The sequence below is a fragment of the Microbacterium sp. ACRRU genome (genome assembly GCF_022346945.1).
Taxonomy (GTDB): domain Bacteria; phylum Actinomycetota; class Actinomycetes; order Actinomycetales; family Microbacteriaceae; genus Microbacterium; species Microbacterium mcarthurae.
The window spans coordinates 139,954-161,046 of the sequence record NZ_JAKRNI010000004.1; the positions used below are offsets into that span (position 1 = coordinate 139,954).

21 protein-coding genes and 1 tRNA gene are annotated in these 21,093 nt (G+C 69.3%); 7 read left to right on the forward strand and 15 right to left on the reverse strand.

What is annotated here, in order from left to right; translation table 11 throughout:
• The first annotated feature begins 130 nt into the window (after positions 1–130).
• The 3 genes from MHY30_RS04360 to MHY30_RS04370 all read left to right on the forward strand — a co-directional run bounded on the left by MHY30_RS04360 (position 131) and on the right by MHY30_RS04370 (position 1,859).
• The gene (locus MHY30_RS04360; protein ID WP_239275392.1) at positions 131–841 is read left to right on the forward strand and encodes an SOS response-associated peptidase; all 711 of its coding nucleotides are present in this window, start codon (positions 131–133) and stop codon (positions 839–841) included.
• Positions 838–1,743, forward strand: coding sequence for a 3-methyladenine DNA glycosylase (locus MHY30_RS04365; RefSeq protein ID WP_239275394.1), 906 nt, complete (start codon positions 838–840; stop codon positions 1,741–1,743). Before MHY30_RS04360 ends, MHY30_RS04365 begins: the two co-directional genes overlap by 4 nt.
• A gap of 43 nt (positions 1,744–1,786) precedes the next feature.
• A tRNA-Ala gene (locus MHY30_RS04370) sits at positions 1,787–1,859 on the forward strand.
• Between the two features lie 69 nt (positions 1,860–1,928).
• On the opposite strand, the gene MHY30_RS04375 is transcribed toward MHY30_RS04370, so the two are convergent.
• Entirely contained in the window at positions 1,929–2,870 is a 942-nt protein-coding gene (locus MHY30_RS04375) for a LysR family transcriptional regulator (RefSeq protein ID WP_239275396.1), read from the reverse strand.
• A 120-nt stretch (positions 2,871–2,990) separates the two neighbouring features.
• On the opposite strand from MHY30_RS04375, the gene MHY30_RS04380 reads away from it, so the two are divergent.
• Positions 2,991–3,983: a putative oxygenase MesX gene (locus MHY30_RS04380; protein ID WP_239275440.1), complete on the forward strand. Its 993-nt coding sequence runs from the start codon at positions 2,991–2,993 to the stop codon at positions 3,981–3,983.
• A 17-nt stretch (positions 3,984–4,000) separates the two neighbouring features.
• Positions 4,001–5,038: a methionine synthase gene (locus MHY30_RS04385; RefSeq protein WP_239275398.1), complete on the forward strand. Its 1,038-nt coding sequence runs from the start codon at positions 4,001–4,003 to the stop codon at positions 5,036–5,038.
• A gap of 50 nt (positions 5,039–5,088) precedes the next feature.
• Here MHY30_RS04385 and rsfS read toward each other — a convergent pair whose 3' ends face one another.
• From rsfS to rplU, 9 genes are all read right to left on the reverse strand, one after another.
• Positions 5,089–5,466: a ribosome silencing factor gene (gene rsfS, locus MHY30_RS04390; RefSeq protein WP_239275400.1), complete on the reverse strand. Its 378-nt coding sequence runs from the start codon at positions 5,464–5,466 to the stop codon at positions 5,089–5,091.
• A complete protein-coding gene (locus MHY30_RS04395) occupies positions 5,463–6,812 on the reverse strand; it encodes a hypothetical protein (RefSeq protein WP_239275402.1) in 1,350 nt (449 codons plus the stop codon). The genes rsfS and MHY30_RS04395 overlap by 4 nt, the downstream gene beginning before the upstream one ends.
• Positions 6,809–7,405 (reverse strand): nicotinate-nucleotide adenylyltransferase, encoded by a 597-nt coding sequence (nadD, locus tag MHY30_RS04400; protein ID WP_239275404.1) that lies wholly within the window; start codon positions 7,403–7,405, stop codon positions 6,809–6,811. Before nadD ends, MHY30_RS04395 begins: the two co-directional genes overlap by 4 nt.
• Before the next feature lie 10 nt (positions 7,406–7,415).
• The gene (locus MHY30_RS04405; RefSeq protein ID WP_239275406.1) at positions 7,416–7,640 is read right to left on the reverse strand and encodes a hypothetical protein; all 225 of its coding nucleotides are present in this window, start codon (positions 7,638–7,640) and stop codon (positions 7,416–7,418) included.
• 50 nt (positions 7,641–7,690) lie between these two features.
• Positions 7,691–8,950 carry a glutamate-5-semialdehyde dehydrogenase gene (locus tag MHY30_RS04410; RefSeq protein WP_239275408.1) on the reverse strand — a complete coding sequence of 420 codons (1,260 nt, stop codon included), beginning with the start codon at positions 8,948–8,950 and terminating at the stop codon, positions 7,691–7,693.
• A gap of 4 nt (positions 8,951–8,954) precedes the next feature.
• Positions 8,955–9,791 (reverse strand): glutamate 5-kinase, encoded by an 837-nt coding sequence (proB, locus tag MHY30_RS04415; RefSeq protein WP_239275410.1) that lies wholly within the window; start codon positions 9,789–9,791, stop codon positions 8,955–8,957.
• Positions 9,788–11,296, reverse strand: coding sequence for a GTPase ObgE (gene obgE / locus MHY30_RS04420; RefSeq protein WP_239275412.1), 1,509 nt, complete (start codon positions 11,294–11,296; stop codon positions 9,788–9,790). The genes proB and obgE overlap by 4 nt, the downstream gene beginning before the upstream one ends.
• Positions 11,297–11,391: 95 nt before the next feature.
• Positions 11,392–11,652 carry a 50S ribosomal protein L27 gene (gene rpmA / locus MHY30_RS04425; protein WP_239275414.1) on the reverse strand — a complete coding sequence of 87 codons (261 nt, stop codon included), beginning with the start codon at positions 11,650–11,652 and terminating at the stop codon, positions 11,392–11,394.
• Positions 11,653–11,670: 18 nt separating this feature from the next.
• Complete coding sequence (rplU, locus tag MHY30_RS04430; protein ID WP_022878253.1) at positions 11,671–11,979, reverse strand: 50S ribosomal protein L21; 309 nt, start codon at positions 11,977–11,979, stop codon at positions 11,671–11,673.
• Positions 11,980–12,191: 212 nt separating this feature from the next.
• Between rplU and MHY30_RS04435 the strand changes: the two genes are divergently transcribed.
• Complete coding sequence (locus tag MHY30_RS04435; protein WP_239275416.1) at positions 12,192–12,470, forward strand: DUF4031 domain-containing protein; 279 nt, start codon at positions 12,192–12,194, stop codon at positions 12,468–12,470.
• A 61-nt stretch (positions 12,471–12,531) separates the two neighbouring features.
• On the opposite strand, the gene MHY30_RS04440 is transcribed toward MHY30_RS04435, so the two are convergent.
• Positions 12,532–15,141, reverse strand: coding sequence for an Rne/Rng family ribonuclease (locus tag MHY30_RS04440; protein ID WP_374204586.1), 2,610 nt, complete (start codon positions 15,139–15,141; stop codon positions 12,532–12,534).
• A 397-nt stretch (positions 15,142–15,538) separates the two neighbouring features.
• On the opposite strand from MHY30_RS04440, the gene MHY30_RS04445 reads away from it, so the two are divergent.
• Complete coding sequence (locus MHY30_RS04445; RefSeq protein ID WP_239275417.1) at positions 15,539–16,135, forward strand: vitamin K epoxide reductase family protein; 597 nt, start codon at positions 15,539–15,541, stop codon at positions 16,133–16,135.
• Between the two features lie 163 nt (positions 16,136–16,298).
• Here MHY30_RS04445 and ndk read toward each other — a convergent pair whose 3' ends face one another.
• From ndk to MHY30_RS04465, 4 genes are all read right to left on the reverse strand, one after another.
• Positions 16,299–16,715 (reverse strand): nucleoside-diphosphate kinase, encoded by a 417-nt coding sequence (ndk, locus tag MHY30_RS04450; protein ID WP_239275419.1) that lies wholly within the window; start codon positions 16,713–16,715, stop codon positions 16,299–16,301.
• A gap of 3 nt (positions 16,716–16,718) precedes the next feature.
• Complete coding sequence (locus MHY30_RS04455; protein WP_374204587.1) at positions 16,719–17,123, reverse strand: DUF4233 domain-containing protein; 405 nt, start codon at positions 17,121–17,123, stop codon at positions 16,719–16,721.
• On the reverse strand, positions 17,120–18,472 hold the full coding sequence (locus MHY30_RS04460) for a folylpolyglutamate synthase/dihydrofolate synthase family protein (protein ID WP_239275423.1): 1,353 nt from the start codon (positions 18,470–18,472) through the stop codon (positions 17,120–17,122). The genes MHY30_RS04455 and MHY30_RS04460 overlap by 4 nt, the downstream gene beginning before the upstream one ends.
• Positions 18,469–21,093, reverse strand: a 2,625-nt coding sequence (locus MHY30_RS04465; protein ID WP_239275425.1) for an isoleucine--tRNA ligase, incomplete at its 5' end; no start/stop codon positions are given. The genes MHY30_RS04465 and MHY30_RS04460, both read right to left, overlap by 4 nt.

A 21,093-nucleotide genomic window follows, 5' to 3' on the forward strand; every position in this document is an offset into this window, starting at 1 on the left:
CGGCTCCCAGGGTCGCCGAGACGTCATCGCGCCTGCGCACGCCGCGGTGGATGTGTCGGCGCGATGCGGTTTCGCGGATGCCACGATGCCCGAGGGCGCCGGTGTCGGAGGGGCCGCGTACCGTAGAGGCATGTGCGGTCGATTCGTCGTGGCCAACGTGGCATCCGAGCTCGTGGGGGTGCTGCGCGTCGACGTCGAAGCCGATGAGCTGCCACCGCCGTCCTACAACATCGCGCCCACGGCATCCGTTGCCATCGTCCTCGACTCGGTCAAGACCGAGCCGCCGGTGCGCCGCCTCGAGGTCGCGCGGTGGGGACTCGTGCCGGGGTGGGCCAAAGACGTCAAGATCGGGGCCCGGGCGTTCAACGCCCGGTCGGAAGAGATCGAAGACAAGCCGATGTTCCGCAACGCCCTCATCAAGCGCCGCGCGGTGATTCCCGCATCGGGGTACTACGAGTGGAAGACCACCGAGGCCGGCAAGACGCCGCACTACATCCACCCTGCCGACGGCTCGCCGCTGTTCTTCGCGGGCCTCTACGAGTGGTGGAAAGACCCGGCCAGGGCCGAAGACGACCCTGCTCGATGGGTGCTGAGCTGCACGATCCTCACGCGAGACTCGATCGGCCGGCTCGGGTCGATCCACGACCGGATGCCGCTGTTCATGGACCCCGACTTCGCCGACGCGTGGCTCGACCCGACCACCGAGAACGTCGGCGACATCCTGGATGCCGCGATCGACGCCGCCCCCGACGTGGCCGAGACGCTCGACGACCACGTGGTGTCCTCGGCGGTCGGCAACGTCCGCAACGACACCCCCGACCTCATCGAGCCGGTCGAATGAGTCTCGTCCTCGACGTACCGGTGATTCCCCGCGCGGAGTGGAGCACGCGCGCCGCGGCTCACGCCGAGCGAGCCGACTCCCTCACAGCGGCCCATCGCACGCGTGCCGCGCGCGGCGAGAAGCATCCCGTCGAGGACTTCCTCTTCACCTACTACTCCTACAAGCCCGCGATCCTGCGCCGCTGGCATCCCGGTCCCGACGTCGTGCTCGCCGACGCCGACGAGCGCACCACCTGGCGCTGGTACCGGTCCACGGCCGAGGGCGTGGCGGTGGATGCCGCGGCCTTCCGCCGCGACCGTGGCTCGCTGTACCGCGGCGTCGTCGGTCTGCTCCGCGCCACCGCCGCGCGCCCGGCGCAGTTCGGCTGCTTCGGTCTGCACGAGTGGGCGATGGCCTACCGCACGGCGGACGTGCGACACGCTGTGCCGTTGCGACTGGGCACGGATGGCACCGACGCCGTGGTCGAGGCGCACGACCTGAAGTGCACGCACTACGACGCGTTCCGGTTCTTCACCCCCGATGCGGTGCCCCGGAATCGCGCGCACCTGTCGCGCGAGACGCAGGTCACCGTCGAGCAACCCGGGTGCCTGCACGCCGGAATGGACGTCTACAAGTGGGCGGTGAAGCTCGGGCCTCTGGTTCCCGGGCACCTTCTGCTCGATGCGTTCGAGCTCGCGCGCGATATCCGCACGCTCGACATGGAGGCGTCGCCGTACGACCTCGCGGACTGGGGCTACTCCCCCGTCGCGATCGAGACGCCCGAGGGAAAGGCTCAGTACGTCGCTCGTCAGCGCGCGCTGAGCGAGCGTTCCCAGAAGCTGCGGACCGCTCTGCTCGCCGCGGTAACCGAGGCCGGCGACACGCCCGGTCGCGCCGATTTCCTGCGTCCTGATTCCGTGTAGTAAGCTCATGGAGTTGCCTCGAAAGGGGCGGAAAACAGAAAACGGGCCTGTGGCGCAGCTGGTAGCGCACCTGCATGGCATGCAGGGGGTCAGGGGTTCGAGTCCCCTCAGGTCCACCGAAATGAATGTCCCGCGACGTAGGTTCGGGGCATTCGTCATTTCCGGCACTGCCATCGACGGGGTCTCTAGCCGAGCACCTTCACGTCGAACTCCCGCACGACCGCCCGCACCTCGTCGAGGTACCGCCGAGCCTGCTCGGTCAGCGGAATGGTCGTGTGCGCGATCCATCCGATCTCGATCCGCTCGTCGACGTCGAGCGGCACCGCGACGATCTCGGGGTCGAGGTCGTCGCTGATGATCCCCGTGGAGATCGTGTACCCGCCGAGGCCGATCATGAGGTTGAAGATCGTCGCCCGGTCGGAGACGCGAATCTCTTGCGCGCTCGACAACGTCGACAGGATCTCCTCGGCGAAGTAGAACGAGTTGTTGGTGCCCTGGTCGAACGTGAGGCGTGGGAGCCCGGCGAGATCGTCGAGGGTCACGCGCGCGCGGGCCGCCAGAGGATTCTTGCGCGAGACAAAGATGTGCGGGTCGGCCAGGAACAGCGGATGAAACGACAGTCCCGAGTCGCGCAGCAGCTTGTCGATCACGTTGCCGTTGAAGTCGTTGCGATACAGGATGCCGAGCTCGCTGCGCAGCGTCCGCACATCCTCGATGATGTCCCACGTCCGCGTCTCTCGCAGCGAGAACTCGTACTCCGGCGCCGCACTGGCCTTCACCATCCGGACGAACGCGTCGACGGCGAAAGAGTAGTGCTGCGTCGAAACACCCAGGAGGCGGCGCGACGGTGGTCGATCGAGGTAGCGCTGCTCGAGGAGGGCCACCTGCTCGACGACCTGTCGGGCGTAGCCGAGGAACTCCACGCCGTCCGATGTCAGGGTGATGCCTCGCGCCGAGCGGACCATCAGTGAGCGCCCCACGCGGGCTTCGAGGTCTTTCATCGCTGCCGACATCGTCGGTTGCGACACGTACAGCAGATCGGCGGCGGCAGAGATCGAGCCCTCTGCGGCGACCTCGATGAAGGACTGGAGCTGCTGGAGCGTCACGCCGCTCGTTCGCCGGGCCATAGGCACAGCCTATAGGCCTGGATAGCTGAACCGGATTACCCGATGGCAGCCCTAGACACGCACCATGGGAACACCGATGACTGTGCGGCACGAGCCGCCGAACGACTGGAGTGTCTGGACATGTCGAACGACTTCACGTTCCGGATCTCGACCACGGGCTTCGACGAGGACTACTCCCCGTCGGAGAGCTCGCGTGCGACGACGAACTTCGCCAACCTCGCCCGCGGCGCGGATCGTCAGGAGAACCTGCGCAACGCGCTGACGATGATCGACCGCCGGTTCAACGACCTCGCTCGCTGGGACAACCCGGAGGGCGACCGCTACACGCTCGAGATCGACATCGTGTCCGTCGACCTGGAGTTCGCGGCATCCGGAGACGACCAACGATTCCCCCTGCTGGAGGTGCTCGATCTGGTGATCGTCGACCGACAGACCGGTGCACGCCACCACGGGATCGTGGGCAACAACTTCTCGTCCTACCTGCGGGACTTCGACTTCAGCGTTCTTCTGCCCGCCGCGAGCGCCGCCGCTGGCGGCTTCACGGTGCCCGAGGACTTCGGCGTCCTGCACGGCAAGCTGTTCGAGGCGTTCCTGGACTCCCCCGAGTACCGTGAGCGCTTCACCGTGTCGCCGGTCATCTGCATCAGCGTCTCCACGAGCAAGACCTACCGCCGCACCGACAACCGCCACCCCGTGCTCGGCGTCGAGTACGTGCAGGACGAGTACTCGCTCACCGACGAGTACTTCGGGAAGATGGGCCTCCGTGTTCGCTACTTCCTCCCCGAGGGGAGCTCCGCCCCGCTGGCGTTCTACTTCCGCGGTGACCTGCTGAACGACTACACGAACCTGCAGCTCATCGGCACGATCAGCACGATGGAGACGTTCCAGAAGATCTACCGCCCCGAGATCTACAACGCCAACTCCGCCGCCGCCGGCGTCTTCCGCCCCACCCTCGACAGCAGCGACTTCTCGCGGACACGCGTGGACTACGACCGCGACGAGCGCTCGCGCCTCGCGCTCACCCAGGGCAAGTGGGCAGAGGAGCACTTCGTCACACCGCACGGGGACGCACTGGCCCGCTGGGCAGGCCTCTCCCCCGCCCTCGTCCACTGATCCGCCGGAGCACACCCGTGAACACCCTTCTCCCCACCGCCGCTGTCGGCAGTCTCCCGAAGCCCTCGTGGCTCGCCGAGCCCGAGAAGCTCTGGTCCCCCTGGGCCCTCGACGCAGACGCGCTGGTCGAGGGCAAGCAAGACGCCCTCCGCGCCGCCGTGCACGAACAGCGCCGGCGCGGCATCGACATCATCAGCGACGGCGAGCAGACCCGCCAGCACTTCGTCACCACCTTCATCGAGCACCTTCGCGGGGTGGACTTCGAGAACCGTGAGACCGTCCGCATCCGCAACCGGTACGACGCCAGCGTGCCGACCGTCGTCGGGGCCGTGGAGCGCGTCAAGCCGGTCTTCGTTCAGGATGCCGCCTTCCTCCGCCAACAGACCGATCAGCCGATCAAGTGGGCGCTGCCCGGACCGATGACGATGATCGACACCCTCGCGGACCGCTACTACAACAGCCGCGAGAAGCTCGCGTGGGAGTTCGCCGGCATCCTGAACCAAGAGGCGAAGGAGCTCGAAGCCGCCGGCGTCGACATCATCCAGTTCGACGAACCCGCCTTCAACGTCTTCTTCGACGAGGTGCGGGACTGGGGTATGGCCGCGCTCGAGCGCGCCGTCGAGGGCCTTCGCGCCGAGACCGCCGTCCACATCTGCTACGGCTACGGCATCAAGGCGAACACCGATTGGAAGGCCACGCTCGGCCCGGAGTGGCGGCAGTACGAGGAGTCGTTCCCTCTGCTTCAGCAGTCGAGCATCGACATCGTCTCGCTCGAGTCGCACAACTCCCGCATCCCGATCGAGGTGATCGAACTGATTCGAGGCAAGAAGGTCATGCTCGGCGCCGTCGATGTGGCCTCGCATGACATCGAACGTCCCGAAGAGGTGGCGCACACCCTGCGCCGGGCGCTGGAGTTCGTGGATGCCGACAAACTCATCGCCAGCTCGAATTGCGGAATGGCGCCTCTGCCGCGCGACGTCGCCCTGGCCAAGCTCAGCGCGCTCAGCGCGGGTGCCGCTCTTCTTCGGGAGGAGCTCACCGGCGCTCTCGTCTGACCCGTGAACGCCGAAGGGCCGCCCCTCTGTGGGGCGGCCCTTCGTGCAGGTCAGTCCGCGGGAGCCGGTGCCGGCAGCTCCAGCGGCACGACCGGGCAGTCCTTCCACAGTCGCTCGAGCCCGTAGTAGACGCGCTCCTGCTCGTGGAAGACATGCACGACGAGATCGCCGAAGTCAAGCAAGACCCACCGCGACTCCTGGCGGCCCTCGCGGCGTAGGCGCTTGTGCCCGCCCTCCAGCAGCTTCTCTTCGACCTCGTCGGCGATGGCCGCGACGTTGCGCTCATTGCGACCCGTCACGAGCAGGAAGATGTCGACGAGCGGAAGAGGCTCGGACACGTCGAGGGCGACGAGGTCTTCCCCGGATTTCGAATCGGCGGCGATCGCGGCGATCCGCGCCATCTCGATTCCGTTGGCGCTGGCTGTCATCCGAAGACTCCTGTCGTGAAGGCGAGGACCAGCGCGACGGCGACCGCGACGGCGAGAGCGCCTGTGGTGATGATGAGACCGATGACGAGCTTGCTGCCCTTCTCGGGTGCCGGGGGGCGGATGATCTCACCGGGTTGCTTGACGGTGCTGATGGCGGCGCTGGCCGCGATCGGGGTCGGGGACGATGCCGGGGGCAGCTCGCCGTCGAGAAGGACGGCATCCACCTCGCGCCCGTCGGTGGTGCCCGGCGCGTGACCCGCCGACCCGAGACCCTCGGGCAGCTCGAACGTTCCCGTGATGAGCACCTCACCAGTCGAGGTGACCGGGCCGACGAGCGGCACGCCCGCCGGGGTCTGCGAGAGGATCAGCGCGTTCGGTGTCGAGACCGAGCCCGTCGCCGCGGCGCTGCGAGAGATCAGCTGATCGAAAGACGGCGGCAGCGAGATCTCGGGCGTCTGGCCCTTCAAGAGGTCGGACCCCAGCGCGGGGTTCACGGTCGACACCGGCGCCGGGTCGTCGGTCGCGGTTTCGTCGGTCGCCTCCGCCTCCTCGGGTGCGGCGGGGCGGAAGATCGCCTGCAGCCCGGCGGAGTCGTCCCGCGCCGCCGTCTCGGCCTCGTTCGTCGCGGACGCCACGGCGTCGGTGTCCGCGTCGTGGGAGGTCGCCGACTCCGCAGACGGGATGGCGGACTCGGAGACCCGCTCGGCCGTTTCGTCGCGCGTCGTCGGGACGCCGGGTTCGAGATCGGGCGAGATGATCGGCACGGATGCCGTGCGGATGCGCTCCTGTGCGCGGACCTGCCGCCGGGTGAGGCCGGTCACGCCGAGATCGGGGCCCGAGGAGGGCGGGAACGTGGCCGGGACGAGGGGCGGCTCGGGCGCGGTGTCCGGTGCCGTCACGGCATCCGCCTCAGTCTCACCAGACGCGGGTGCGTCGTCGGCGGGGGCGGGCTCGCTCACCGGCTCGGCAGCGGCCTTGTCGGCCTTGTTGCGGCCGAACAGACCGCCCAGCACGCCGCCCTTCTTGGCGGGGGGTTCAGACACCGTCTCCGGGTCCGCGCCCGCATCGCTCTCGGCGACGGGCTCGTCGCGGTCGGTGGCGGGAGCCACGGACTCGCCCTCGCTCGCGGCATCCGCGGCATCCGCAGCCACATCGGCGATCGCGGCATCCGGTGCCTCCGCGGGAGGGGCATCGTGAGCCGTCTGCGGCTCGGCGGCCGGCGCGGTGGCGTTCTCGGGCGCGGCGTCAGGCTGCGGCGTGATGATCGGCGTCGCGCCGGTGTTGCGGAGTTCGCGCAGCTGACGCCGCGTCAGCGGCGGGTTCTCGGGGGTCTCGGATGTGCTCATGCAGGGCTCCGGTAGAGGTGGTGCTTCGCGATGTACTGCACGACGCCGTCGGGCACGAGGTACCACACGGGGTGGCCTCGGCGCACGCGGGCGCGGCAGTCGGTGGACGAGATGCTCAGTGCGGGGATCTCCAGCTGGCTGACGTCTTCGGTGGGCAGGCCCTCCGTGGTCAGGACATGTCCAGGCCGGGAGACCGCCACGAAATGGGCCAGATCCCACAGCTCCTGGTGATTGCGCCAGCCGAGGATCTGCGCCACGGCGTCGGCCCCGGTGATGAAGAACAACTCGGCACCGGGGCGCTCGCGCTGGAGGTCGCGCAGAGTGTCGATGGTGTACGTCGGGCCGGCGCGGTCGATGTCGACGCGGCTCACGGTGAACTGCGGATTGGATGCCGTCGCGATCACCGTCATGAGGTAGCGGTGTTCGCTCTCGGTGACGTCGTCCTTCTGCCAGGGACGGCCGGTGGGGACGAAGACGACCTCATCGAGATCGAAGGACTGCGCGACTTCGCTGGCCGCGACCAGGTGACCGTGATGGATGGGATCGAACGTCCCACCCATGACCCCGATCCGAGGGGCGCGCGTCACCGACATACGGTGGGCCTCAGTGGCCGTGGGCCTCGGGGGTGGGCGTCCCGTGCTTCTGGGTGTACGCCGCGGCCTTGTGCGCGTGACGGTTCGACACGTTGCGGTACGACAGTGTGACCAGGCTCAGCGCGATGAAGACGACGAAGGCCACAGCGCCGTACCAGAAGGTCTCGGCCTGCACGTTGCCGCCGTGATGTGCGCCCTCTTCAGCGGCGTGGGCGATCAGCGTGGCGAAAGTCATCAGTGCTCCGTTCGAGAATTCTGCGCAAGGCGCGAGTTCATTTTATGCGTTCAGGTTCGGACCTGGCCGTCGCCGCGCCCGAGCCACTTCGTGCTGGTGAGCTCGGCGAGACCCATCGGCCCTCGGGCGTGGAGTTTCTGGGTCGAGATGCCGACCTCGGCACCGAAGCCGAACTCGCCGCCATCGGTGAACCGGGTCGACGCGTTCACCAGCACGACGGCCGAATCGACCTCCGCCAGGAAGCGGGTGGCGGCAGCCTCGTCCTCGGTGATGATCGACTCGGTGTGGTGGGTGGAGTAGCGACGGATGTGGTCGAGCGCGGCGTCGAGATCGTCGACCACGCGCACGGCGAGATCGAGGCTCAGGTACTCGGTCGCCCAGTCTGCGTCCGTGGCCGCGACGACGCGCGGGTCGTACCCGGCGGTGGTGTCGTCACCGTGCACGCGCACACCGGCGCCCGCCAACTCACCGAGGAGGTCAGGCAGCAGCCGATCGGCGGCGTCGCGGTGCACGAGAACCGTCTCGACGGCATTGCAGACGCTCGGGCGCTGGGTCTTGGCGTTCAGCACGATCTCCCGCGCCCACTCGTCGCGTGCCGTGGCATCCAGGTAGACGTGGACCACGCCGGCCCCGGTCTCGATCACGGGGACGGTCGACTCCGTCACGACCGTCTCGATGAGGCTCGCGCTACCGCGCGGGACGAGCACATCGACCAGGCCGCGGGCGTTCATCAGTGCGCGCGCGCCGTCCCTCCCGAAGTCGTCGACCGTCTGAATGGCCTCCGGAGAGACGCGCTGGCTCGCCAGAGCCTGACGCATCACCTCGACGAGCGCCGAGTTCGAACTCTGCGCGGCGGAACCGCCACGCAACACCACCGCGTTGCCGGCGCGCAGGGCCAGAGCGGCGATGTCGACCGTCACGTTGGGGCGGGCTTCGTAGATGGAGCCGACGACTCCGAACGGCACCGCCACCTTCTGCAGTTCCAGACCGTTGGGAAGCGTACGTCGATCGAGGACCCGGCCGACGGGGTCGGGCAGCTCGGCGACCTCGCGGACCGCCGTGGCGAGCGCCGCCACACGGGTGGCATCCAACCGAAGACGGTCGAGCAGAGCGTCGCCGATCTCGGCGCTGCGCCCGCGCTCCAGATCGTCGGCGTTGGCCGCGACGATCGTGTCGGTCGCCGAGTCGATGGCGTCGGCGATCGCGCGCAGCATCCCCGTCTTCGCCGCGGAGTCGAGAAGGCCCACCTGGCGCGCAGCATCCTTCGCCAGGCGCAGGCGTTCGTCGACCGAGACAGCGGTGAGGGTCATCGCGTCAGTCTAGCGCCGCGGCTACCGCGCCCACGGGGCCCGTGGCGAGGGTGACCGGATCGGGGTGCGGGGCGAACCAGGTGCCCACGGCGGCGCCCGCGAGGGCCTCCGCGACGAGATCGGCGCTGGTCACGAGGACACCCACTCCGGCAGACGACGCGAGCTTCGCCGCCGACGCCTTGGTGGCGGCCCCGCCGGTGCCGACACCATTGACCGTGACCGACCCGAACGTGTACTCCGAGAGGTCGTCGCCCCACTCCACGTCGGTGATCGGGCGAGCACCGGGCTCGCTCGGCGGAGCGGTGTACAGGCACTCGATGTCGCTGAGCAGCACGAGCGCGTCGGCACCGATCAGCTGAGCGACGAGGGCCGCCAGCCGGTCGTTGTCACCGAAGCGGATCTCGTGCGTGGCCACGGTGTCGTTCTCGTTGACGATGGGCAGGATGCCGAGCCCCAGAAGTCGCTCCATCGCCCGGCGCGCGTTCGAGCGGTGCGTGGCGTTCTCCAGGTCGCCCGCGGTCAACAGCACCTGTCCCCCGAGCAGCCCGAATCGGTCGAGGGAGGTCTGGTAGCGCCACATCAGCACGTTCTGTCCGACGGCAGCCGCCGCCTGCTGGGTCGCCAGGTCGTTCGGCCGCCCGCGCAGATCGAGCAAGGGAAGGGCCGTCGCGATCGCGCCCGAGGAGACGAGGACCACCTCGACCCCGGCCTCGCGAGCGTGGGCGAGAGCATCGACGATGAGATCGATGCGGAAGGCCCCGTCGCCGCTGATCGAGGACGATCCGACCTTGACCACGACGCGCGTCGCGGCGGGCAGATCGGTGCGGACGCGCGCGGTCATCGATCCTCCTCGTCGTCGGATGCCCGAGCCGCGAGGCGCTCCGCCTCCAGCTCGGCGCGAGCGTCGGCCTTGGCATCCATCCGCTCGTGGTAGCGCTCACGTCGCTCGGACGTGGTGCGACGAGAGTTCTGCACCAGGCGCGGATCGGTTCCGCGCGGCGCCGTCATCAGCTCGGCCGCCGAGGAGAGCGTGGGTTCCCAATCGAAGACAATCCCGTCACCGGGGCCGATCACGACCGTGGCACCGGCGACCGCACCGGCGCGGAACAGCTCGTCCTCGACGCCGAGACGGGCCAAGCGGTCCGCGAGGTAGCCGACGGCCTCTTCGTTTTGGAAGTCGGTCTGCTGCACCCACTTGACGGGCTTGTCGCCGAGGATCCGGTAGACCGGACCGTACGTGCCGCCCTCGACTTTGATCGTGAAGTCCTTCTCGGACCCGTGCGGCCGGATGACAATCCGCTCGGCGGGAAGATCGTCGATCGTCGCGACCCGGTGCTCTTCGACGATCTCGGCGAGGGCGAACGTGAGCTCGCGCAGACCCGCACGGCTGACCGTGGAGATCTCGAACACGCGGAACCCGCGCGATTCGAGGTCGGGGCGCACGAGGTCGGCGAGGTCACGGGCCTCGGGCACGTCCACCTTGTTCAGTGCGACGATCTGCGGGCGCTCGAGCAGCGGGATCTGGCCCTCGGGCACCGGGTACGCGGCCAGCTCGGCCAGAATGACATCCAGGTCGGTCAACGGGTCGCGGCCCGGGTCGAGCGTCGCGCAGTCCAGCACGTGAACCAGAGCCGTGCAGCGCTCGACGTGGCGGAGGAACTCCAAGCCGAGGCCGCGGCCTTCGCTCGCCCCCTCGATGAGGCCCGGGACGTCGGCGACCGTGAAGCGCACGTCGCCGGCCTGCACGACGCCGAGGTTGGGGTGCAGCGTCGTGAACGGGTAGTCGGCGATCTTCGGCCGCGCGGCCGACACGGCGGCGATCAGGCTCGACTTCCCGGCAGAGGGGAAGCCCACCAGCGCCACATCCGCCACGGTCTTGAGCTCGAGGACGACATCGCCCTCCCACCCGGGGGTCCCCAGCAGCGCGAAGCCGGGAGCCTTGCGCTTGGGCGAGGCCAAAGCGGCGTTGCCGAGTCCCCCGAGCCCGCCGGGGGCGACGACGAAGCGCATGCCCGGCGTGAGCATGTCAACGAGCACGGTGCCGTCGGGATCCTTCACGACCGTTCCGAGCGGAACCGGCAACTCGGTCATCTCGCCGGCGGCGCCGGAGCGGTGATCACCCATGCCGAAGCCTCCGTTGCCGGCGGAGCGGTGTGGCGAGTGGTGGTACGACAGCAGCGTGGTCACCTGCGGGTCGGCGACGAGCACCACGTCGCCGCCGTGCCCGCCGTTGCCCCCGTCCGGGCCCGCCAGCGGCTTGAACTTCTCGCGGCGCACCGACACGCAGCCGTTGCCGCCCTTTCCCGCACGCAGATGCAGGGTGACGCGGTCGACGAAGGTGACCATGAGGGTCCTCCCGGGATGGGCCGGCGATACCGGCGGAGAAAAACGACGAGGGGGCGGGCAGTGCCCACCCCCTCGGGAACGACGTGTGCTGCGGATTACTCCGCGGCGGCAGCGACGATGTTGACGACCTTGCGGCCGCCCTTCTGGCCGAACTCGACCGCGCCGGCGGCGAGAGCGAACAGCGTGTCATCGCCACCGCGGCCGACGTTGGCGCCGGGGTGGAAGTGCGTACCGCGCTGGCGGACGAGGATCTCGCCGGCGTTGACGGCCTGGCCGCCGAAGCGCTTCACGCCGAGGCGCTGTGCGTTGGAGTCACGACCGTTACGGGTGGAGCTTGCGCCCTTTTTGTGTGCCATCTCTGCGTCTCCTGGCTCTTACTTGATGCCGGTGATCTTGACGCGCGTGAGGTCCTGACGGTGGCCCTGGCGCTTCTTGTAGCCGGTCTTGTTCTTGAACTTCTGGATCACGATCTTCGGACCGCGCTCCTCACCGAGGACCTCGGCCGTGACCGAGACCTTCGCGAGCTTGTCGGCGTCGGTCGTGACGGTCTCGCCGTCGACGAACAGAACGGCGGGCAGCTGGATGCTCTCGCCGACCTTCGCCGCCTGGCGATCGAGCACGACGATCGTGCCGACCTCGACCTTCTCCTGCCGGCCGCCGGCGCGCACAACTGCGTAAACCACTTCACACCTGTTTCGTTCGGGAGCGCACGGCTCCGGTTGTCTGATGACGTCGGGAGGGCGGAACGCCCTGAGTCTCGGTGCGATCCAGCCGGCCTGAGCCGACGGGGTCTCGCGTCAATCGCGCGGACACGACGCACCAAAGGACGAGTTTAGCTCACCGAGAGACATCCGGCAAAAGCATCGGGGCCGCGTGTCGGCCGTAGGATCGCGGCGTGGCCATTCTCATCGACGACCCGCAGTGGCCCGCGCACGGCCGTCTGTGGGCGCACCTCGTGAGCGACTCGAACCTCGCCGAGCTGCACGCCTTCGCCGCGGCTGCCGGTATCCCCCGCCGAGCGTTCGACCTCGACCACTACGACGTGCCCGACGAGCGGCACGCCGACTTGGTCGCCGCCGGCGCAGAGCACGTCGGTGGACGCGAGCTCGTTCGTCGTCTCCGGGCCTCGGGGCTGCGCATCACCGCCCGCGAGCGCCGCGCCCCCAAAGCGTGAGGTGCCAAGAATTGTCGCTTCCGACCTCGGTCGGGCGACAATTCTTGGCACCTCACGCGGCTCAGGAGCCGTCGGTCGGCTGGGCGTTCACCGGAGTGCCGGTGAGGGCCGCCGTGGTCACACGGCGGCGCGAGCGGCCCTGACCCGGCGCCTTCGGCTCCGGGAGAGCCTCGAGCACGGACTCGAGCAGCGCGTCCTTCTCGGTGCGCGGCGTCTTGGGCTCGCGCTTCTTGCGCGGGCGCTTCTCGCGCGCCGGCGGCTCGGTCTTGGCATCCATGACCGCCTCGACCGACGCCACGACGGCCGCCTCGACCACGGCGGGGTCGTCGACCGTCGGATGGATCGTGGATGCCGCGATCTGCGCGAGCGCAGACTTCACGCCCTCGGTGATGACGTGTGTGCCACCGGCGGGAGCGGAGGCCGCGCCCGCGCCGTTCCCGTTGCCGGGGCCGGAGCCGTTGCTATTGGAGGAGCCGTTCCCGCCACGGCCGCGGCGGTTGTTGCCGCCCCCGTTGCCGTTCGTCGTGGCCGCCGTGCGGTGCTTCACGACGGGATCGTGGTGCACGATGACACCGCGCCCGGCGCAGACCTCGCACGCCTCGCTGAAGGTCTCCAGCAGACCCAGGCCCAGCTTCTTGCGCGTCATCTGCACGAGGCCGAGCGAGGTGACCTCGGCGACCTGGTGCTTCGTGCGGTCGCGGCTCAAGCACTCGATGAGACGGCGCAGCACGAGGTCGCGGTTGGACTCGAGCACCATGTCGATGAAGTCGACGACGATGATCCCGCCGATGTCGCGCAGCCGCAGCTGACGGACGATCTCCTCTGCGGCCTCGAGGTTGTTCTTGGTGACGGTCTCTTCGAGGTTGCCGCCCGATCCGACGAACTTCCCGGTGTTGACGTCGACGACGGTCATCGCCTCGGTGCGGTCGATGACCAGCGAGCCGCCCGAGGGCAGCCACACCTTGCGGTCGAGCGCCTTCTCGATCTGCTCGGTGATGCGGAAGGCGTCGAAGGGGTCCTGATCGCCCTCGTACTTCTCGACGCGCTCGAGCAGATCGGGCGCGACGCCCTGCAGGTAGCTCGAGATCGTCGACAGCGCCTCGTCACCCTGGATGAGCATGCGCGTGAAGTCCTCGTTGAAGACATCGCGCACGATCTTCACCAGCAGGTCGGGCTCGGAGTGCAGCAGGGCCGGAGCCTGAATCGTCTTGACCTGCGAGCTGATGTGCTCCCACTGGGAGGTCAGTCGCTGCACGTCGCGCGTCAGCTGATCCTCGGTGGCGCCCTCCGCGGCGGTACGGACGATGACGCCCGACGACTCGGGGAGAACCTCCTTCAGGATTTTCTTCAGACGTGCGCGCTCGGTGTCGGGGAGCTTGCGCGAGATGCCGTTCATCGCACCACCGGGCACGTACACGAGGTAACGGCCGGGCAGGGAGATCTGGCTCGTGAGGCGCGCACCCTTGTGGCCCACCGGGTCTTTCGTGACCTGGACGAGCACGCGATCGCCGGACTTCAGCGCCAGCTCGATGCGACGCGGCTGGTTGCCGGTCTCGACGCCGTCCCAATCGACCTCGCCGGAGTACAGCACCGCGTTACGGCCGCGGCCGATGTCGACGAACGCCGCCTCCATGCTGGGCAGCACGTTCTGCACGCGGCCGAGGTAGACGTTGCCGATGAGCGAGGCATCCTGATTGCGGGCGACGTAGTGCTCGACGAGCACGTTGTCTTCGAGTACCGCGATCTGGATCCGCCCCGCCTTGGAGCGCACGACCATGACGCGATCGACCGCCTCGCGACGCGCGAGGAACTCGGCCTCGGTCACGACGGGACGACGACGTCCCGCCTCGCGACCATCGCGACGGCGCTGCTTCTTTGCCTCGAGACGCGTGGAGCCCTTGATGCGCTGCGGCTCGGTGATGAGTTCGACGGCACGCTGACGGGCGGGGGCGGCGGGGGCTTCGGTCTGCTCCTCGGCTGCGGTGGAACCTCCGCCACGGCGGCGGTTGCGGCGGCGGGCGTTGGACGACACGCGCTCGCTCGCCACCTCGTCGTCGCGCTCATCGACCTCGTCGCGCGCAGGAAGCGGCGGCAGCTCGGGCGCGTAGAAGTGGAGCTGCGTCGACACGGCCGACACGAACACCTCGGGCAGGAGTCCCAGCGAGACGGCGGTCGGGATGGCGGGCTTCTCCGGCTCTGCCGGCGGGGCGGCCACGTCCGCGGTGTCGCTTCCTGCCGCGGTCTCTTCACCGGCGGCCGCGGATTTTGCAGCTTCTCCCCCGTCGCCGACGGGTGCGTCGGCGTCGACGGGCGGTGCCGGCTCGCTCTCGACGGCACCGGCTTCTGTGGCCTCGGGCTCCGCGGCATCCGTCGCCGTGGCATCGGCTTGCATGGCCTCGGGCTCCGCGGCAACCGTGGCCTTGGGCTCTTCGACATCCGTCGCCGTGGCTGCGAGAGCCTCCGCAGCCTCGGACTCCAGGACGGCCGGTTCGCCCGAATCGGCCGCGGCGGCGGTCTCGGCGTCCTTCACGGCGGCCTCGTCGTCGGCATCCGCTTCCGTCGTCGGAGTGCTCTCGTCGCCGAGCAGATCAGCGTCGGCGGCACTCTCCGTGGTCGGGGTCTCGGTCGCCGGGGTCTCGGCGGGGGTCTGATCGTCGGTTGCGTCGGCCATTCGGTCGTACTCCCTGGCGGGCGACACCGCGCGTCGCCCGGCGAAATCTCGTGCGGCGCCGCACCCGGCGGGGCCGCGAACTCACTCGGTCTGCAGCAGGCCGGCGGCTCGTGCTGCGAAGGGCGGTCATCGCCCGAAGTCTTCTGGTGATTCGCCTGCGGCGCGGCCGCGGCTCATCGAAGCTCCATTATCGCACGGTCGATCGGTTTCGCTCGCAGGCACGGTGACTCTTGCCTCCGCATAAACGCGATCGGCGGACGGAAACGCGCGGAGAGAGCGTTTCCGTCCGCCGATCGTGTTTATCGGCAGACGCGCACCTGCGGCGGCGCCCGCCGGCGTCTCGACGGCGAGGCATCGCACAGGCGACACATCGAACGACGGTGCAAGAATCGCGATCATGAGCGAAACCCTCACTCCGCGTCGGCCCGTCTTCGCGGTGTGGCTGATCGTCGCGGGAGCGATCGGATGGTGGGCGGCCTTCTCCTTGACGATGGAGCGCTTCCATCAACTGATGGACGGCGGGGCCGCGGCATCCTGCGACTTCAGCGTGCTGGTGCAGTGCAGCGCGAACCTCCAGTCGTGGCAGGGCAGCCTGTTCGGCTTCCCCAACCCGATCATCGGCCTTGCGGCCTGGATCGCCCCGATCGTCGTCGGCGTCGCGATTCTCGCGGGCGCCCGTTTCGCCCGCTGGTTCTGGATCCTGTTCTGGGTCGGCATTGCCGGGGCGATGACATTCGTCATCTGGCTGATCTCTCAGAGCATCTTCGTGCTCGGCACCCTCTGCCCATGGTGCATGGTGACGTGGTCGGTGACGATCCCCACCTTCTTCGTCGTCACGCTGCATCTCCTGCGCGAGGGCATCGTCCCGGCGGGGGCGAAGACGAGGGATGCCGCGAATTCCCTGATGGCGTGGGTCCCGCTCATGACGCTCGGCGCCTACGTCGTCGTCGCCGTCCTGGCCCAGCTGCGCCTGGACGTCCTCTCGCAGCTCTAGTCGGTCGCGCCGCGCCTCCGCAGAACCTCACCGATCTGCACGACCGCAGTCCGAACCAGCGGATGCCACGGAGCTCGTGCGAATCGCTGAGGTTCGGCCGCGCGGCCCGGTGAACGACGACGGCCGCCGCCCCGCGGGACGACGGCCGTCATGGCATCCGGGATCAGTCGAACCAGATGGAGAGCTCGCGCGCCGCCGACTCGGGGCTGTCGCTGCCGTGCACCAGGTTCTGCTGCACCTTCAGGCCCCAGTCGCGGCCGAAGTCGCCGCGGATCGTTCCGGGCGCCGCGGTCGTGGGGTCGGTGGTGCCGGCGAGGGAACGGAATCCCTCGATGACGCGGTTGCCGGCCAGGCGGATCGCCACGGACGGTCCGGAGAGCATGAACTCCAGCAGCGGCTCGTAGAAGGGCTTCCCCTCATGCTCGGCGTAGTGCTGGGCGAGCCGCTCACGGTCGGGCTCAACCAGGCGGATGTCGACGAGGGCGTAGCCCTTCGCCTCGATGCGGGCGAGGATCGCGCCGGTCAGGCCGCGGGCGACGCCATCGGGCTTGACCAGGACGAGGGTCTCTTCGGTGGCCATGGGTCATTCTCCGTTCGAGAGGTCGGGGTCGGCGGCGCGTCGGGCGTTCTGCCGGTCCAGCGCCGCTCCCTTGATGGTCGCATACGCCCACATCCCGCCGAAAATGAGCGCGACGACAGCGAGCGCCGGGACCAGGATGCCGCCGAGCGCCAGGATCACCTGGAGCACCCATCCGACGATGATCGCCCAGCGGTGGCGTAGGAGCCCGGAGACGGCGACCATCGCCACGGCCAGGACGACGCCGCCGACGATGCCCCACCACGGTGCGATGCCCGCGGGCAGCGCGTTGAGCCCGTAGACGACGAGACCGCCGAGAAAGACGACGATCGACTCGAACCCGAGGACGACCGCGCCGAGGGATTCCTGTGCGCCGCGGGCCCGGCGGGGACGCGGCTCGCGCGGGCTCACCCTTGCCACCCGGCCTTCCAGTCCTCCAGCTCGGACAACCGGATGGCCTCGCCGGCGAGCACGACCGACCCCGTGATGACGACGGCGCGTCGATCCGACTCCGCGGCCCACGCCCTCGCGGCATCGGCGGCGTCCTCCAGCGTGGGGTGGACGGTCACCGGCACATCGGCCGCTTCGGCGACATCGGCGATCGCGTCGGGGTCTGCCGCGCGGTCACTGTCGGGGGCGGTGGCGAAGACACGGGCGACCGCGGGTGCGAGCGTCGACACGATCCCCGCGGTGTCCTTCCCGGAGAGGATGCCGACGACCGCCCCCCACTCGTCGATGTCGAATGCTTCGTCGAGGGCTGCGACGAGCGCGCGCGCACCGTGCGGGTTGTGGGCGGCGTCGACGAGGACCGTGGGCGCCGTGCCGAGGAGCTGCAGACGACCGGGCGATGTCGTCGCTCCGAGCCCGTCACTGACCACCTCGGGGTTGAGGGGCTGCGCTCCCCCGCCGATCAGCGACTCGACGGCGGCGATCGCGAGGGCGGCGTTCTGCCCCTGGTGGGCGCCGTAGAGCGGGAGATAAAGCTCGGGGTAGCTGCCGGCGACGCCGCGCACCGTGAGCAGCTGTCCGCCCACCGCAAGGGTCTGCGTCTCGAGGGTGAACCCGTCGCCGGCGAAGGCGACCGACGCATGCATCTTCTCGGCGCGGGCGAGGATGGCCCGCCGGGCTTCCTCGGGCTGAGCAGCGGAGACCACCGCCGCGCCCTCCTTGATGATCCCCGCCTTGACCGTGGCGATCTCGGCGATGGTGCTCCCGAGCCGGTCGGCGTGGTCGATGTCGATGGGCGTGAACACCGCGACGTCACCGTCGGCGGTGTTGGTCGAGTCCCACGCGCCGCCCATGCCGACTTCGAGCACGAGGACGTCGATCGGGGCGTCCGCGCAGGCCACGAAGGCGAGCACGGTCAGCAGTTCGAAGAACGTCAGGGGCGCATCGCCCGCGGCCTCGAGCTCGGCATCCACGATCTGGACGAACGGCTCGATCTCGTCCCAGGCGTCGGCGATCGCGGCATCCGCGACGGGTTCCCCGTCGATGAGGATGCGTTCGGTGAAGCGCTCGAGGTGCGGGCTGGTGAACAGTCCCGTGCGCAGTCCGAGCGCCCGCAGCAGGCTCTCGATGATGCGGCTGGTCGAGGTCTTGCCGTTGGTGCCGGTGACGTGGATGACGCGGTACGTGCGCTGCGGGTCGTCGAGCAGCTCGAGCACGCGACGCGTGCGCTCGACGCGCGGCTGCACCCACTGCTCGCCCTGCCTCTGCAGGAGAGCGGCGTAGACGGCGTCGGCACGGGAACGGTCGCTCATGCGGGGACTCCGATCCGCGCCACGGATACGGCCACGTCGCCGGTGTTCGCGTAGGTCTTCGCGGCGAGGACGTTCTCGAACTCCGGCGCACGCGTCTCACCGCGCTCGATCAGGCGCTCGGTGCGCGAGGCGAGGACGACGCCCTCGGCAAGCGTCTCGGATGCCACGCCCGCGAGGTCGAAGGCCTGCGCCACCGCCGCGGCATCCGCGGCGTCGTCGAAGGTGAGCGTCAGCGCGATGCGGTCGCTCACGTCGAAGCCGGCGGCCTTGCGGGTGTCCTGGATGCCGCGGATCATGTCGCGCGCCAGGCCTTCGGCCTCCAGCTCCGGCGTAGTGACGGTGTCGAGCAGGACGAAGCCGCCCGACGACAGCACCGCGAGAGCTTCGCCCTCGGGGCGACCCGCCGTTTCGACGACGAGGTCGTACTCGCTGGGCTCGAGCGGGATGCCGCCGGCGACGACGCGACCGTCGACCTCGCTCCAGTCCCCCGCGCGGGCGGCCTGGATCGCCTGCTGCACCTGCTTGCCCAGTCGCGGTCCCGCAGCCCGGGCGTTCACGGACAGGCGGTGAGTGATGCCGTACGCCGCGGCCGTGTCGTCTCGGAGGGCGACCTGCTCGACCGCCTTGACGTTGAGCTCGTCGCGGAGGATGTCGTCGAACTGCGCCAGGCCCTCGGCATCCGGGGTCACCACCGTCAGGCGCGGCAGCGGCAGGCGCACGCGCTTGCCCTCGCGCTTGCGGAGGGCGTTCGCGACGCTCGAGACCTCGCGGACCGTGTCCATCGCGGTGCGGATGTCGGCGGCGGCGGGGAACGCCGAGGCATCCGGCCAGTCCTCGAGGTGCACGCTCCGGCCGCCGGTGAGGCCCTGCCACACGCGCTCGGTGACGAGCGGGAGCAGCGGGGCAGCCACGCGCGTGAGCGTTTCGAGCACCGTGTACAGCGTGTCGAACGCCTCGCGGCTGGACGGGTCGTCGGTCACGCCCACCCAGAACCGGTCGCGCGAGCGGCGGATGTACCAGTTCGTGAGCACTTCGGCGAAGTCGCGCAGGCGCTCCGCGGCAGTGGTGGAATCGAGCCCCTCGAGATCGGATGCCACGTCCCGCACGAGGTCGCCGGTGAGCGCGAGGATGTAGCGGTCGAGCACGTCCGTGGAGTCGGTGCGCCACTGCGCCTCGTAGCCGTTCGGCCCCGATGCGTTGGCGTAGGTCGCGAAGAAGTACCACGCGTTCCACAGCGGCAGCAGGAACTCGCGGACACCCGAGCGGATGCCTTCCTCGGTGACGACGAGGTTGCCGCCGCGCAGCACGCTCGACGACATGAGGAACCAGCGCATGGCATCCGAGCCGTCGCGATCGAACACCTCGCGCACGTCGGGGTAGTTGCGCAGCGACTTCGACATCTTCTGCCCGTCGTTGCCCAGGACGATGCCGTGGCAGGACACCCCGGTGAACGCGGGGCGGTCGAACAGAGCCGTCGACAGCACGTGCATGACGTAGAACCAGCCGCGGGTCTGACCGATGTACTCCACGATGAAGTCCGCCGGCGAGTGCTCGTCGAACCACTCGTGGTTCTCGAACGGGTAGTGCACCTGCGCGAAGGGCATCGATCCGGAGTCGAACCACACGTCGAGCACGTCCTCGATGCGGCGCATCGTCGACCGTCCGGTGGGGTCGTCGGGGTTCGGCCGGGTCAGATCGTCGATGTAGGGACGGTGCAGATCGACGTCGCCGTCGGCGTTGCGCGGCAGGCGACCGAAGTCGGCCTCCATCTCGGCGAGCGAACCGTACACGTCGACGCGCGGGTAGTTCGGGTCGTCGCTCTTCCACACGGGGATCGGCGAACCCCAGTAGCGGTTGCGGCTGATCGACCAGTCGCGAGCGCCCTCGAGCCACTTGCCGAACTGGCCCTCCTTGACGTTCTCGGGCACCCAGGTGATCTGCTGGTTGTTCTCGAGCAGACGGTCCTTGACGTCGGTGACGCGCACGAACCAGCTCGACACGGCCTTGTAGATCAGGGGGTTCCGGCAGCGCCAGCAGTGCGGGTACGAGTGCTCGTACGAGGCCTCGCGCAGCAGTCGGCCGCCCTGCGTGAGCAGACGGATCAGGGGACGGTTGGCCTCGAACCACAGTTCCCCCGCGACGTCGGTCACGGCGGACAGGAACCGGCCGCCATCGTCGAGCGAGATGATCGTGGGCAGGCCCGCGGCGTCGGCGAGGCGCTTGTCGTCCTCACCGTAGGCGGGGGCCTGGTGCACAATACCGGTGCCGTCGCTGACGGTGACGTAGTCGTCGACGAGGATATTCCACGCGTTGCCCGTGCCCCACGTCTCGGCGTCGGCGTAGTAGTCGAAGAGCCGGTCGTACGACACGCCCTCGAGGTCCGAACCCAGAACGGTGGTCTGCACGGCCTCACGGGCGGCATCCGCGCTCTCGTAGCCGAGATCCTTCGCGTAGTTCGGCAGCAGGTCTTCCGCGAGCAGGTAGCGGTGCGCGGTCGCCTCGATCGCCTCGTCGGGGGTGCCGTCGGGCGCCCGGTGCACGTCGGCGGCACCGCGCGGGCCTCCCTCGACGACGGCATACCGGATGCCGGGTCCCACCGCGAGGGCGAGGTTGGTCGGCAG

Excerpts from the sequence above, each read along its gene's own strand:
- MHY30_RS04360 (WP_239275392.1), top strand. The coding sequence starts at position 131 with ATGTGCGGTCGATTCGTCGTGGCCAACGTGGCATCCGAGCTCGTGGGG.
- MHY30_RS04365 (WP_239275394.1), top strand. The coding sequence starts at position 838 with ATGAGTCTCGTCCTCGACGTACCGGTGATTCCCCGCGCGGAGTGGAGC.
- MHY30_RS04375 (WP_239275396.1), bottom strand. The coding sequence starts at position 2,870 with ATGGCCCGGCGAACGAGCGGCGTGACGCTCCAGCAGCTCCAGTCCTTC.
- MHY30_RS04380 (WP_239275440.1), top strand. The coding sequence starts at position 2,991 with ATGTCGAACGACTTCACGTTCCGGATCTCGACCACGGGCTTCGACGAG.
- rsfS (WP_239275400.1), bottom strand. The coding sequence starts at position 5,466 with ATGACAGCCAGCGCCAACGGAATCGAGATGGCGCGGATCGCCGCGATC.
- MHY30_RS04395 (WP_239275402.1), bottom strand. The coding sequence starts at position 6,812 with ATGAGCACATCCGAGACCCCCGAGAACCCGCCGCTGACGCGGCGTCAG.
- nadD (WP_239275404.1), bottom strand. The coding sequence starts at position 7,405 with ATGTCGGTGACGCGCGCCCCTCGGATCGGGGTCATGGGTGGGACGTTC.
- MHY30_RS04405 (WP_239275406.1), bottom strand. The coding sequence starts at position 7,640 with ATGACTTTCGCCACGCTGATCGCCCACGCCGCTGAAGAGGGCGCACAT.
- MHY30_RS04410 (WP_239275408.1), bottom strand. The coding sequence starts at position 8,950 with ATGACCCTCACCGCTGTCTCGGTCGACGAACGCCTGCGCCTGGCGAAG.
- proB (WP_239275410.1), bottom strand. The coding sequence starts at position 9,791 with ATGACCGCGCGCGTCCGCACCGATCTGCCCGCCGCGACGCGCGTCGTG.
- obgE (WP_239275412.1), bottom strand. The coding sequence starts at position 11,296 with ATGGTCACCTTCGTCGACCGCGTCACCCTGCATCTGCGTGCGGGAAAG.
- rpmA (WP_239275414.1), bottom strand. The coding sequence starts at position 11,652 with ATGGCACACAAAAAGGGCGCAAGCTCCACCCGTAACGGTCGTGACTCC.
- MHY30_RS04440 (WP_374204586.1), bottom strand. The coding sequence starts at position 15,141 with ATGGCCGACGCAACCGACGATCAGACCCCCGCCGAGACCCCGGCGACC.
- MHY30_RS04445 (WP_239275417.1), top strand. The coding sequence starts at position 15,539 with ATGAGCGAAACCCTCACTCCGCGTCGGCCCGTCTTCGCGGTGTGGCTG.
- ndk (WP_239275419.1), bottom strand. The coding sequence starts at position 16,715 with ATGGCCACCGAAGAGACCCTCGTCCTGGTCAAGCCCGATGGCGTCGCC.
- MHY30_RS04460 (WP_239275423.1), bottom strand. The coding sequence starts at position 18,472 with ATGAGCGACCGTTCCCGTGCCGACGCCGTCTACGCCGCTCTCCTGCAG.